9 protein-coding genes, 1 tRNA gene and 1 pseudogene are annotated in these 13,786 nt (G+C 70.2%); 10 read left to right on the top strand and 1 reads right to left on the bottom strand.

The features are described 5' to 3' along the window. The first annotated feature begins 330 nt into the window (after positions 1 to 330). Positions 331 to 1,617: a cytochrome P450 gene (locus V2J85_RS23805; protein WP_330822661.1), complete on the top strand. Its 1,287-nt coding sequence runs from the start codon at positions 331 to 333 to the stop codon at positions 1,615 to 1,617. 477 nt (positions 1,618 to 2,094) lie between these two features. Here the strand turns inward: V2J85_RS23805 and V2J85_RS23800 are convergent. Then, a tRNA-Arg gene (locus V2J85_RS23800) sits at positions 2,095 to 2,166 on the bottom strand. Between the two features lie 235 nt (positions 2,167 to 2,401). Between V2J85_RS23800 and V2J85_RS23795 the strand changes: the two are divergent. The 9 genes and pseudogenes from V2J85_RS23795 (at position 2,402) to rpmE (ending at position 13,735) form a co-directional block, all read left to right on the top strand. Next, positions 2,402 to 2,984: pseudogene (locus tag V2J85_RS23795) on the top strand (response regulator). Positions 2,985 to 3,109: 125 nt separating this feature from the next. Then, positions 3,110 to 4,150: an ArgS-related anticodon-binding protein NrtL gene (gene nrtL, locus V2J85_RS23790; protein ID WP_330822660.1), complete on the top strand. Its 1,041-nt coding sequence runs from the start codon at positions 3,110 to 3,112 to the stop codon at positions 4,148 to 4,150. Positions 4,151 to 4,181: 31 nt separating this feature from the next. Beyond that, entirely contained in the window at positions 4,182 to 5,573 is a 1,392-nt protein-coding gene (gene lysA, locus V2J85_RS23785) for a diaminopimelate decarboxylase (RefSeq protein ID WP_261955700.1), read from the top strand. Between the two features lie 159 nt (positions 5,574 to 5,732). After that, positions 5,733 to 7,025, top strand: a complete 1,293-nt coding sequence (locus tag V2J85_RS23780) for a homoserine dehydrogenase (protein ID WP_261955699.1) — start codon at positions 5,733 to 5,735, stop codon at positions 7,023 to 7,025. 8 nt (positions 7,026 to 7,033) lie between these two features. After that, positions 7,034 to 8,119, top strand: a complete 1,086-nt coding sequence (thrC, locus tag V2J85_RS23775; RefSeq protein ID WP_261955698.1) for a threonine synthase — start codon at positions 7,034 to 7,036, stop codon at positions 8,117 to 8,119. A gap of 339 nt (positions 8,120 to 8,458) precedes the next feature. Further along, entirely contained in the window at positions 8,459 to 9,376 is a 918-nt protein-coding gene (thrB, locus tag V2J85_RS23770; RefSeq protein ID WP_261955697.1) for a homoserine kinase, read from the top strand. A 375-nt stretch (positions 9,377 to 9,751) separates the two neighbouring features. Further along, entirely contained in the window at positions 9,752 to 11,785 is a 2,034-nt protein-coding gene (rho, locus tag V2J85_RS23765; protein WP_330822659.1) for a transcription termination factor Rho, read from the top strand. 423 nt (positions 11,786 to 12,208) lie between these two features. Continuing rightward, positions 12,209 to 13,336: an LCP family protein gene (locus tag V2J85_RS23760; RefSeq protein ID WP_330822658.1), complete on the top strand. Its 1,128-nt coding sequence runs from the start codon at positions 12,209 to 12,211 to the stop codon at positions 13,334 to 13,336. Positions 13,337 to 13,510: 174 nt separating this feature from the next. Next, the gene (gene rpmE, locus V2J85_RS23755; RefSeq protein ID WP_030414149.1) at positions 13,511 to 13,735 is read left to right on the top strand and encodes a 50S ribosomal protein L31; all 225 of its coding nucleotides are present in this window, start codon (positions 13,511 to 13,513) and stop codon (positions 13,733 to 13,735) included. Positions 13,736 to 13,786: the final 51 nt, after the last annotated feature.

Raw genomic sequence — 13,786 nt, 5'->3', positions numbered from 1 at the left:
CCCCCACCCACCCCTAAGGGAAGAATCACGGAGTCCTCAGGGTTCTCCCAGGGGCTTCCCGGGTTGTTCCGCGAACGCACCCAATGACAGTTTGTAAACTCCTCTCGAACGAACAGACCGAAAAGCAGAAGGCCGAGCTCGTCACGCTGAAGCGGACGACCGAAGACATCGGTCGACGGCATGGACCCGCGCCATGACCGCCGTGAGCGAGGGGCTATGGCGTACGTCACCTCCGAGCACGCCGAGTGGAGGGTCCGCGCTGCTCCGGCCGCCCCGTGCGGCCAGGCGCGCGGGTGACCGTCCCCCTCGACGAAAGGCAGTATTAGCGTCATGACGACTCTCCGTTCCCGGATCATCGCCTGGGCCGGCCGTATGTATCTGTCGAGAACGCGCAAGAAGGGATTCGATCTGTCTCGAATGTCTTTCTTGCCCGAGTCCGTCCTGATGCCGCTGCGCCGCGAAGGGCTCGACCCCGTAGGTGATTTGGCGGCCGTCCGCGAACGCGAGCCCATCAGCAAGCTCCCGGTGCCGATAGCCGCCAACGTATGGCTGGTGACGGGTTACGACGAGGTCAAGGCCGTGCTCGGAAAGGCCAACGCCTTCAGCTCGGACTTCACCAATCTCGTCGGCAAGGCGGGGGCCGGCGCCGAACAGAACCCGGGCGGCCTGGGATTCGCGGACCCGCCGGTCCACACCCGCCTCCGCCGCCTCCTCACGCCCGAATTCACCATGCGCCGCCTCGGCCGACTCACCCCGCGCATCCACGAAATCGTCGAAGAACGCCTCGACGCGATGGAAGCCGCGGGCAAAAACGGCGACCCGGTCGACATCGTCCACGCCTTCGCCCTGCCCATTCCTTCCCTCGTCATCTGCGAACTCCTCGGCGTTCCTTACGAGGACCGCGAGGATTTCGAGCGCCTCAGCGCCGCCCGCTTCGACCTTTTCAGTGGAGCGAACGCGTCCTTCGGTGCCATATCCGAATCCCTTTCCTACTTCCGGGACATCGTCAAGAAGCAGCGGGAAAACCCGGGTGACGGTCTCCTCGGCATGATCGTCAAGGAACACGGCGACACGGTCAGCGACGAAGAACTCGCGGGCCTGGCCGACGGCGTCCTCACCGGCGGCTTCGAAACCACCGCCAGCATGCTGGCGCTCGGCGCCCTGGTCCTCCTCCAGGACCCGAAGCACTTCGCCGCCCTCAACGACGGCGACGACGCGGTCGACCGCTACGTCGAGGAACTCCTGCGCTATCTCACCGTCGTCCAGGTCGCCTTCCCGCGCTTCGCCCGCGAGGACCTGGAAATCGGCGGCGTCCAGATCGCCGCCGGCGACGTCGTCCTCTGCTCCCTCAGCGGCGCCGACCGCGACGGCAATCTGGGCCCGGACATGGAAATCTTCGACCCGTCCCGCAACGTCCCCTCCCACCTGGCCTTCGGCTACGGAATCCACCGCTGCGTAGGCGCCGAACTCGCCCGCATGGAACTCCGCACCGCCTACCCGGCCCTGGCCCGCCGCTTCCCCCACATGCGCCTCGCCACCACCCCCGAAACCCTCGACTTCCGCAAACTCTCCATCGTCTACGGCGTCCAATCCCTGCCGGTGTACCTCAACGGCTGACGCCCAACACCCCACGGCCATCGGGCACTTGACGACAAGACAGGTGCCCGCCAGTGCCTTACGACCGCCCTACCGGTGGAGGCGCTGCACACCGCACCGGCGGCCTGTCGACGGGAAGCTCGCGAGAGACACATGGCCCGGCCCGAGGTGATGCCGCCCGGCGGACCACCTGACCGCACCCGACGAGGCCCGGAATCAGGTGCGCGGGGTGTGGATCACCAGCTGAGGCGCACCGCCCGCCCGGCCTCTCGTACGCCGGGCGGGTCCGGCGCTCACAGGAGAAGCGGCTCCGGCGTCAGGTCCGTCCCGGAGCCGCACTCGGCTGATCTCCGACCGGCTGATCACCGACCCGCGTCGATCACTGCCCCACGGTCGGCGGCAGAACAGCAAAAAACCGGACCCGTGAAAACCAGGTCCGGCTCTTCATGCATCGCACTCAAGCAGATCAGCAGCTCGATCAAGCTGCTTTCCGCAGAGTGCCCCCGGCAGGATTCGAACCTGCGCACACGGCTCCGGAGGCCGTTGCTCTATCCCCTGAGCTACGGGGGCGTTGCCGCTGTGTTTTGCGGCGACGGGTAGAACCCTACCAGCTCCGATGGGGTGTTCATGAACAGGTTTGGGGAGGGCGTGGAGGGCGGGTCTTGCGTCCCTGGCTCCGGCCGTGGGGAGGGGCCTTAGCGCATTGCGATGGTGCGGCGGTGGTGGTCGCGGAAAGGTCCCTCACACGGGGGCGGAAGTGGGCAAAACCGGGACGGCGCCGCAGGTGGGCCCCTAGTCTCATGGTGTGCCTGGCTTGTCCGGTCGGATCCTTGTTGTGGACGACAACAAGGTGATCCGGCAGTTGATCAGGGTCAACCTTGAGCTGGAGGGCTTCTGAGGTCGTGACCGCGGCTGATGGTGCCGAATGTCTGGACGTCGTGCACCACGTGAGACCGGATGTCGTGACCCTTGATGTCGTGATGCCGCGGCTCAACGGTCTGCACACCGCGGCACGCCTGCGGTCCGATCCGCGGACCTGGGACATCCCGATCGCCATCGTCAGCGCCTGTACGGAGGGCGAGGTGGACAACGGCGAATGGGTGGGGGTGGACGCGTTCCTCGCGAAGCCGTTCGAGCCGACGGAGCTGGTGCGGACGGTGGGGAAGCTGGTGCGTGAGGGGCGGCAGCGGGAGCGTGGGGCGGAGGGGACTCCCGGGGGGCGTCTTGTGATCGGGCCCGAGGGTGGGGACGGAGACTCGGAGCACGGAGCCGGAGCCGGGCCCGAGGGGGAGGGTGCGCCGGCTGGTGGGCATGTTGGTGCGGGGGAGAGCGCGCCGTCGTCGTCCCGTGGGCATGTCGGTACGGGTGGGGAGCATGGGGCGGGGTAGTTGAGCCGCGCCGCAGCCTCGTGCCCTGGAGTGACCGGTGTCCGGGCCCGCAGGGCGTGAGCGCTTGGTGTCCACACAGCGAAACCGGTCGCGTCGATGACCCCGTTCTCCCATACGCTTGTCCCGTGACCCCGGCTGAGCTCTCCCGTACCGTCCTGCGCTCCGTGCGTGGTGCCGTTGAGGATCAGGAGCTCTCCGTGCCGGTGCCGGCGCGGATCGTGGTGCGGCCGCCGAAGCGGCCCGGGTCCGGGGACTACGCGTCGAGTGTTGCGCTGCAGCTCGCGGGGCCCGCGGGACGGCCGGCCCGGGAGGTCGCCGAGATCCTGCGGAAGCGGCTGGCGGGGAGCCCGGGGATCGACCGGGTCGAGATCGCCGGGCCGGGATTTCTGAACTTCACGTTGGGGGACGGGGCGCTGGTCGACCTCGTGCGCCAGATCCTGCGGCAGGGTGCCTCGTTCGGCGCGCGTCCGCCGGCCATGTCTCCCTCGGGCGCCGTGGATCATTCCGTGGGCGTTCGGCCGGACGCCCGCCCCCGCGGTGCCCGGGAGACCGTCGTCGCCGAGGCGCTGGCGCGGATCGACGCGACGGTGGGGAGCGCCGGCGGCCAGGCCCCCGGTCGGGACGGCTCCGACGAGCTGGACGGGCTCGTTGCCCGGCTGGGTAGCGACGAAGCGCGGTGGGCGCTGTTGCGGCCCGCCGCCCATGATCCGGTGCGGGTGCCCGAGCGGCCGGTGCAGCGGGAGGGGAATCCGCGGTTCCTGGTGCAGTACGCGTACGCGCGGGTGCGGGCGCTGGTCCGGAATGCCGATGACCTGGGGTTCGCGTCCCGGCCCGGGCAGGTCCTCGGGAACGAGCCGGGCGCCGGCTCCGCGACTCGGCCCGCCGCCGTTCGTGACCTGCTCAGGGATCTGCACAGCCTCCTCGCCACCTACCCCTCCGCCATCGAGGTCGCCGCGCGGCTGCGGGCGCCGGATCGGGTGGTGCGGCATCTGGAGGCGACGGCGGAGGCGTTCTTCCGGTGGCACGACGTGTGTCCGCCGCTGCCCGTCGGAGAGCAGAAACCCTTGGCCGTGCACCGTGCCCGGCTGGCCCTTGCCGAGGCCGCCGGGACGGTGCTCGCCAACGGCCTGCGACTGCTCGGCATCTCCGCACCCGAACACCTCTGAGCTTGTGAATTCTTGAGGGGAACTACCTGTTATGAGCCGTTCCGCGCATCCCGCCGGGCCCCGGCACGCCGACGTCCTTCCCGAGGGGCACTACGCCGGGCCGCCCGCCGACCTCAACACCCTTGACCCGCACGTCTGGTCGCGTACCGTCCGGCGCAATGCCGACGGCGCGGTGACCGTCGGCGGGCTGGACGTCCGTGCGCTGGCCGAGGAATTCGGTACGCCGGCGTACTTCCTGGACGAGGAGGACTTCCGGGCGCGCAGCCGGGCCTGGCGCGACGCCTTCGGGCCGGACGCCGACGTGTTCTACGCGGGGAAGGCGTTCCTTTCCCGGGCCGTCGTGCGGTGGCTGCACGAGGAGGGCCTCAACCTCGACGTGTGTTCGGGGGGTGAGCTCGCCACCGCCCTCTCGGCGGGCATGCCGGCCGAGCGGATCGCGCTGCACGGGAACAACAAGAGCACCGAGGAGATCACCCGGGCCGTGGAGGCCGGGGTGGGACGGATCGTGCTCGACTCGTTCCAGGAGATCGTGCGGGTCGCGCACATCGCCGAGAAGCTCGGCAAGCGGCAGCGGGTGCAGATCCGGGTGACGGTCGGTGTCGAGGCGCATACACACGAGTTCATCGCGACCGCGCACGAGGACCAGAAGTTCGGCATCGCGCTGGCCGGCGGGCAGGCCGCGGAGGCCGTGCGGCGGGCGCTGAAGCTGGACGGGCTCGAACTGATCGGGATCCACAGCCACATCGGGTCGCAGATCTTCGACATGGCGGGCTTCGAGGTGTCCGCGCGGCGGGTCGTGCAACTGCTGACCGAGGTGCGCGACGAGCACGGGATCGAGCTGCCGGAGATCGACCTCGGCGGCGGGCTCGGGATCGCGTACACCTCCGAGGACGATCCGCGCGAGCCGCACGAGATCGCCAAGGCGCTGAACGAGATCGTGACGAAGGAGTGCGAGGCCGCGGGGCTTGCCGTGCCGCGGCTGTCGGTCGAGCCGGGCCGGGCGATCGTGGGGCCGACGGCCTTCACGCTCTACGAGGTCGGCACGGTCAAGGAGCTGGAGGGGCTGCGGACGTACGTGTCCGTGGACGGCGGGATGTCGGACAACATCCGCACCGCCCTGTACGACGCCGAGTACAGCGTGGCCCTGGTCTCCCGGACCTCGGACGCCGAGCCGATGCTGTCGCGGGTGGTCGGCAAGCACTGCGAGAGCGGGGACATCGTCGTCCGCGACGCCTTCCTGCCGGCCGACGTCGCGCCGGGGGACCTGCTCGCGGTGCCGGCGACCGGCGCGTACTGCCGGTCCATGGCGAGCAACTACAACCACGCGCTGCGGCCGCCGGTCGTGGCCGTGAAGGACGGTGCGGCCCGGGTGATCGTCCGGCGGGAGACGGAGGAAGATCTCCTGCGCTTGGATGTCGGGTAGGGCCGGATCGCCGGGGCCCGGCCCCGGATGAAATAAATGTCTCGGTATCCGGACGACGGACGGAAACCGACGTCCGGTGCGTGAGACTGGTGCATGGGTCTTGTGCATGAACCGTATGAGCAAGACGGAAATCGCTGATCGATGAGAAGCAGGGGTCGAATGATGCGTACGCGTCCGCTGAAGGTGGCGCTGCTGGGCTGTGGTGTTGTCGGCTCAGAGGTGACGCGCATCATGACGACGCACGCGGACGACCTCGCGGCCCGGATCGGCGCGCCCGTCGAGCTGGCCGGGATCGCGGTACGCCGCCCGGACCGGGTGCGCGAGGGCGTACCGGCCGAGCTCATCACCACCGACGCCACCGCGCTCGTCAAACGGGGCGACATCGACGTCGTCATCGAGGTCATCGGCGGTATCGAGCCCGCCCGGACGCTGATCACCACCGCCTTCGAGCACGGCGCGAGCGTGGTCTCCGCCAACAAGGCGCTGGTGGCCGCGGACGGCGCGGCGCTGCACGCGGCGGCCGAGTCCAAGGGCGCGGACCTGTACTACGAGGCCGCCGTCGCCGGCGCGATCCCGCTGGTCCGGCCGCTGCGCGAGTCGCTCGCCGGCGACAAGATCAACCGGGTCATGGGCATCGTCAACGGCACCACCAACTTCATCCTCGACCGGATGGCGTCGACCGGCGCCGGGTACAGCGAGGCGCTGGACGAGGCGACCGCCCTCGGTTACGCGGAGGCCGACCCGACCGCCGACGTGGAGGGCTTCGACGCCGCCGCCAAGGCCGCGATCCTCGCCGGGATCGCCTTCCACACCCGCGTCACCATCGACGACGTGCACCGCGAGGGCCTGACCGAGGTCACCGCCGCCGACATCGCCTCCGCCCAGCGGATGGGCTGCACGGTCAAGCTGCTGGCGATCTGCGAGCGGGCGGCGGACGGGGCGTCGGTGACCGCCCGGGTGCACCCGGCGATGATCCCGCTGACGCATCCGCTGGCCTCCGTCCGGGAGGCGTACAACGCGGTCTTCGTGGAGGCCGACGCGGCCGGCCAGCTGATGTTCTACGGGCCCGGCGCGGGCGGTGCGCCGACCGCCTCCGCGGTGCTCGGCGACCTGGTCGCGGTCTGCCGCAACAAGCTCGCCGGCGCCACCGGCCCCGGGGAGTCGGCGTACACCGCGCTGCCGGTCAGCCCGATGGGCGAGGTCGTCACGCGCTACCACATCAGTCTCGACGTGGCCGACAAGCCCGGCGTTCTCGCGCAGGTGGCAACGGTCTTCGCCGAACACGGCGTATCGATCGATACGGTCCGCCAGCAGGGCAAGGACGGCGAGGCCTCCCTCGTCGTCGTCACCCACCGGGCCGCCGACGCGGCCCTGTCGTCGACCGTCGGGGCGCTGCGCGAGCTGGACACCGTACGCGGCGTCGCCAGCATCATGCGGGTCGAAGGGGAGTAAAGGAACCCATGTCTGCCAATCCCACCGTGACCACCACCAGCCGTCAGTGGCGCGGCATCATCGAGGAATACCGCGACCGGCTGCCGGTCAGCGACACGACCGAGGTCGTCACCCTCCGCGAGGGCGGCACGCCGCTGGTGCCGGCCCAGGTGCTCTCCGAGCGCACCGGCTGTGAGGTGCATCTCAAGGTCGAGGGTGCCAACCCCACCGGTTCCTTCAAGGACCGCGGCATGACGATGGCCATCACCCGCGCCAAGGAGGAGGGTGCCAAGGCGGTCATCTGCGCCTCGACCGGCAACACCTCCGCCTCGGCCGCCGCGTACGCGGTGCGGGCCGGCATGGTCTGCGCGGTGCTCGTCCCGCAGGGCAAGATCGCGCTCGGCAAGATGGGCCAGGCGCTGGTGCACGGCGCGAAGATCCTGCAGATCGACGGCAATTTCGACGACTGCCTGACGCTGGCCCGCGGCCTGTCCGACAACTACCCGGTCGCACTTGTGAACTCCGTCAACCCGGTGCGCATCGAGGGCCAGAAGACCGCCGCCTTCGAAATCGTCGACATGCTCGACGACGCCCCGGACATCCACGTGCTGCCGGTCGGCAACGCCGGCAACATCACCGCGTACTGGAAGGGCTACCAGGAGTACGCGGCCGACGGCATCGCCTCCCGCACCCCGCGGATGTGGGGCTTCCAGGCCTCCGGCTCCGCGCCGATCGTGCGCGGCGAGCCCGTCAAGGACCCGCACACCATCGCCACCGCGATCCGCATCGGCAACCCCGCTTCGTGGGCGCAGGCGGAGCGCGCGCGGGACGAGTCGGGCGGCTTCATCGACGAGGTGACCGACCGTCAAATCCTGGCCGCCTACCGCCTGTTGGCCGCGCAGGAGGGCGTGTTCGTGGAGCCCGCCTCGGCCGCTTCGGTGGCCGGTCTGCTCAAGGCCGCCGAGGAGGGCAAGGTCGACCCGGGCCAGCGCATCGTCTGCACGGTCACCGGCAACGGCCTGAAGGACCCGGACTGGGCGGTCGCCGGTGCGCCGCAGCCGGTCACGGTCCCGATCGACGCGGACGCGGCGGCCGAGCGGCTCGGCCTCGCCTAGTACGCGGCCGTACGGGCCCGGCGGCCCGTACGGCGACCGGTGACCGGACGCCGGCGTCCGGTCACCGCCCCGCACAGCAAACTGTGCAAAGACTGCAAAGCCCGAGGGTGCGGCCATCGGGGCACGGGAAGGCGCGCGACACGCATCGTGCGCCTCCTGTGCGCCCTATGTCGCGACAGAACCTTCCTTCGATAGGCTGGCAGCCAACTCCCCTCCCCACGGCATAACGCAGTGGTGTTCAGGGCAGGTCAGAACAGACCCCGCGAGCCGGCCGGGCACCTCGGTGCCGCGGCGCTCCGGGTCAGTACCGCAGCATCAATCAAGGAGAGTCATCGAGCGATGGCCGGTCCCGCGTTCCGCGCCGCCGCCGTCCGGGTGCGCACCCCCGCTACCAGCGCCAATCTCGGTCCCGGCTTCGATGCCCTGGGTCTTTCCCTGGGCCTGTACGACGATGTCGTGGTGCGCGTCGCCGACTCCGGGCTGCATATCGACATCGCAGGTGAGGGCGCCGACACCCTGCCGCGCGACGAGAGCCACCTGCTCGTCCGGTCGATGCGTACCGCCTTCGAGCTGCTCGGCGGACAGCCGCGCGGCCTGGAAATCGTCTGCGCCAACCGCATCCCGCACGGCCGCGGCCTGGGCTCCTCGTCGGCCGCCATCTGCGCCGGCATCGTCGCCGCCCGCGCGGTGACGATAGGCGGCGAGCAGAAGCTCGACGACACCGCGCTGCTGGAGCTGGCCACCGAGATCGAGGGCCACCCCGACAACGTCGCCGCCTGTCTGCTCGGCGGCTTCACGCTCGCCTGGATGGACACCGGCACCGCACGGGCGATCCGGATGGATCCCGTCGATTCCATCGTTCCGGTGGTCTTCGTGCCCGGGAAGCCGGTGCTCACCGAGACCGCCCGCGGACTGCTGCCGCGCACCGTCCCGCATGTGGACGCCGCAGCCAACGCCGGCCGCGCCGCACTGCTCGTCGAGGCCCTGACCAGGCGCCCCGAGCTGCTGCTCGCCGCGACCGAGGACCGACTTCACCAGGAGTACCGTGCCCCGGCGATGCCGGAGAGCGTGGCCCTGGTGAACCGACTGCGCGCGGACGGCGTCCCCGCAGTCGTGTCCGGTGCGGGCCCGACGGTGCTCGCGCTGGTCGACGACGCCGCGGCCGAGAAGGTCGCGGCACTGGCGGGAGAGGGGTGGGCGGCGAACCGGCTGACCCTCGACGCGGCAGGGGCCTGTGTGCTGCCGCTCGCCGGGTGATCACGCGGCTGATCGACGATTGCCGGTCTTGGAGAGGGGGAATGTTTGTTGGATCCGGTAGTGTTAACCTCAAGTGAGTACGAGCCGCCGCAATGGCGCTGTGCTTCGTGTCCCCCATTGGGACCACCTTTCTTCCGGGAGCCTCCCAAACTGCTTGGAGCAGTTGCCTGAAGCAGAAGCGAGCATGCTCCGGAATCGGCGTGACGACATGAGTCACTCTGCATCTCTTCGCGCCGGAATCATGAATTGATCTCTCCGCCACTTCCGGCGGGACCACCGCCCCGGCCCGGTCCACGAGACCTGAGGACCCAGCCGGACAGCACAACCGGTCGCCGAGCCAGACAGGCCGACGCCCGCTCCAGGGAAGGACCCTTCGTGAGCGACACCACCGATCTGATGGGCGCGCGCACCGATGGCAGTGCCACCACGCCCGCCACGGACGCTCCCGCCGCGCCTGCCACCACCCGGCGCCGCCGTTCCGGCACCGGCCTTGAGGGCATGGTCCTGGCCGAGCTGCAGCAGGTGGCCTCCGGCCTCGGTATCAAGGGCACCGCGCGGATGCGCAAGAGCCAGCTGATCGAGGTCATCAAGGAGCGCCAGGCCGGAGGCTCGGGCACGGCGGCCAAGGCCGACGCATCCACCGAGGCCGAGGCCAAGCCCAAGCGCCGTACGACCTCCAAGGCCCGCACCGGCGAGGAGGCCGCCGAGCCGGCCGCCAAGGCCGACAAGACCGAGCGCACCGCCAAGGACAAGGCGGACAAGGCCGGCGCCCAGCAGCAGATCGACATCCCCGGCCAGCCGGTCAGCGACGAGCAGCCGGCCGGTGAGCGGCGCCGCCGCCGGGCCACCGCCGCCGCGGGCGCCCCCGAGCAGGCGGGCGACCTCAAGACCGACACCAAGGTCGAGGCGAAGACCGACACCAAGACGGAGGCGCGCACCGACACCGCCACCGCCCCGCAGGAGACCGGCGAGGGCCGGCCCGCCAAGGGCGGCGAGCGCCAGGAGCGCGGCGACCGCCAGGACCGGGGCCAGAAGGGCGACCGCGGTGACCGCCGCCAGCGCGACCGCGGTGACCGCCGCAAGGGCGACGCCGGCGACGGCGGCCAGGGCGGCCAGCGCCAGGGCCGGGACCGGGACCGGGACCGCCGGGACGACGACGACGACTTCGAGGGCGGCCGGCGCGGCCGTCGCGGCCGCTACCGCGACCGCCGGGGCCGCCGCGGTGGCCGCGAGGACTTCGGCAACGAGCCGCAGATCGCCGAGGACGACGTCCTGATCCCGGTCGCGGGCATCCTGGACATCCTCGACAACTACGCGTTCATCCGGACCTCGGGCTACCTGCCCGGCCCGAACGACGTCTACGTCTCGCTCGCCCAGGTCCGCAAGAACGGCCTGCGCAAGGGCGACCACGTCACCGGCGCGGTCCGGCAGCCCAAGGACGGCGAGCGGCGCGAGAAGTTCAACGCGCTGGTCCGGCTCGACACCGTCAACAGCATGGCGCCCGAACAGGGCCGCGGGCGGCCGGACTTCGGCAAGCTGACGCCCCTTTACCCGCAGGAGCGGCTGCGCCTGGAGGGCGAGTCCGGTGCGCTGACGACCCGGATCATCGACCTGGTCTCGCCGATCGGCAAGGGCCAGCGCGGTCTGATCGTGGCCCCGCCGAAGACCGGCAAGACCATGATCATGCAGGCCATCGCCAACGCGATCACCCGCAACAACCCCGAGTGCCACCTGATGGTCGTCCTCGTCGACGAGCGTCCCGAAGAGGTCACCGACATGCAGCGGTCGGTCAAGGGCGAGGTCATCTCCTCGACCTTCGACCGCCCGGCCGAGGACCACACCACCGTCGCCGAGCTCGCCATCGAGCGGGCCAAGCGCCTGGTGGAACTGGGCCACGACGTCGTCGTCCTGCTGGACTCGATCACCCGTCTGGGCCGGGCGTACAACCTCGCCGCCCCGGCCTCGGGCCGCATCCTGTCCGGTGGTGTCGACTCCACCGCCCTCTACCCGCCGAAGAAGTTCTTCGGTGCGGCGCGCAACATCGAGGACGGCGGCTCGCTGACCATCCTGGCCACCGCGCTGGTCGAGACCGGCTCGCGGATGGACGAGGTGATCTTCGAGGAGTTCAAGGGCACCGGCAACATGGAGCTCAAGCTCGACCGGAAGCTCGCCGACAAGCGCATCTTCCCGGCGGTGGACGTGGACGCGTCCGGCACCCGTAAGGAAGAGATCCTGATGGGCAGCGACGAGCTGGCCATCGTCTGGAAGCTCCGCCGGGTGCTGCACGCCCTGGACCAGCAGCAGGCCATCGAGCTGCTGCTGGACAAGATGAAGCAGACGAAGTCCAACGCGGAGTTCCTGCTGCAGATCCAGAAGACGACGCCGACCGCGGGCAACGGCAACGACTGACGCCCCGGAGCGCTCCGGCGCCGTCCGCACCGCCCCCCTCGCCCTTACGGGTGAGGGGGGCGTTGTGCTGGGTGGCCCGTACGGCGTCCCGTGCCGGCGGCCCCGGGCCGGCTCCGCGGCCGGTGATCTGTGACCTGCGCCGCGAGCGGAGAGCCGGCGAAGCGCCCGATCTGAGACGTTCCGCACAGATCGCCGCCGGAGGCAACGTTCCGGCCAGGACGGAAACCGGGACGAAAGACCAGGTGAGGACGGCGGAGCCGGCGCACGGCCGGACACGGCCCGTGGCGATTTCTAAGAATTCGCTCATCACTTGCTGTGCAACCCTTCCCGTCAGCCTCCCGTCTGACAAGGCGCGACGGGCCGTGACAGCTGGCAGCACGGTGACGGCGAGGGGTAGCGACGCGAACAAGGACTGAGGAGCAGATGGCGGACAGCAGCGGGACCGTGAAGACGGCCGAAAGCCGTGCCCGCGGCATACGTGCCACGGGCCGTCGGCGAAAGGGCCCGACCCGGCGCCGCCGGGCACTCACCATCACGCTGTGCGCGCTGGTCAGCGTCGTGCTGCTCGGTGGTGCCGGCCTCGGCTACGTCTACTTCAAGCTCAACGGCAATCTGAAGGGCGTCGACATCAACGCCGCCCTCGGCCACGACCGGCCCAAGAACGTCGACGACGGCTCGATGGACATCCTCGTGATGGGCTCCGACTCGCGGGCCGGCAAGAACGGCGAGTACGGCAAGGACGAGGGCGGCGCGCGGTCGGACACCGCGATGGTCGTGCACGTCTTCAAGGGCCACAAGAAGGCCAGCGTCGTCAGCATCCCCCGGGACACCCTGATCAGCCGGCCCGACTGCACCACCAAGGACGGCAAGAACGTCCCCGGTGAGCAGCGGGCGATGTTCAACACCGCCTTCGAGGTCGGCGGCCCGGCGTGCGCCGTGAAGACCGTCGAGTCGATCAGCGGGATCCGGATGGACCACTTCATCGAGGTCGACTTCACCGGCTTCAAGAGGCTCATCGACGCGCTGGGCGGCGTCGACATCACCACCACCAAGGCGATCGACGACCGCAACAGCCACCTGCACCTGCGGCCCGGCCACCACACGCTCGACGGCGAGCAGTCGCTCGGCCTGGTCCGCACCCGGCACGGCGTGCCCGGCGGCGACGGCAGCGACCTGGGCCGCATCCAGCTCCAGCAGACGTTCCTCAAGGCCCTGATGAACCAGGTCAAGAACGTCGGCGTGCTCACCAACCCCACCAAGCTCTACGACGTCGCGGACACGGCCACCAAGGCCATCACCACCGACACCGACCTCAACTCGGTGAGCGAACTGACCGGCCTGGCCAAGAGCCTGGGCTCCATCGGGTCCGAGAACATCGACATGGTGACGCTGCCGGTGACGTACGACACCGCCAACCCCGACCGCGTGGTGCCGCTGACCCGGCAGGGCAAGAAGGTCTGGGACGCGCTGCGCAACGACCGGGACATCCCGAAGTCCGCGATCAAGGGCTCGGCCGGTGACCAGGGCGGCACGGGCAAGTACGTGAAGTAGCCGGAAGGTGCGGTTCCGGGGCCCGCGCGGCCCCGGAACCGGGCGGGGAATAGTTGCGCACGTACCCCGGTTTTGGGAGATACGGCTAGTCCTGGCAGACTGGACCGTCGGCCCCGGTTCACGTGACGCAACCCGCGACACGACCCGGTGCACTCCCGAACCTAGGAGAATCCCTTGAAGCGCGACATCCACCCGGAGTACGTCGAGACCCAGGTCAGCTGCACCTGTGGCGCGTCCTTCACCACCCGTAGCACCGTTGCCGGCGGCAGCATCCGTGCCGACATCTGCTCCGAGTGCCACCCGTTCTACACCGGTAAGCAGAAGATCCTGGACACGGGCGGTCGTGTGGCCCGCTTCGAGGCCCGCTTCGGCAAGAACGCCGGGTCCGCCAAGAAGTAGCGACCCACAAGGCGCCGGTCTCCGGTCGCCCCTGTCCAGGGGTGGCCGGAC

The sequence above is a fragment of the Streptomyces bugieae genome (genome assembly GCF_036352915.1).
GTDB lineage: Bacteria > Actinomycetota > Actinomycetes > Streptomycetales > Streptomycetaceae > Streptomyces > Streptomyces endophytica.
Note: the sequence above shows the minus strand (reverse complement) of the source record. Positions and strands in the feature narration are given on the sequence as shown.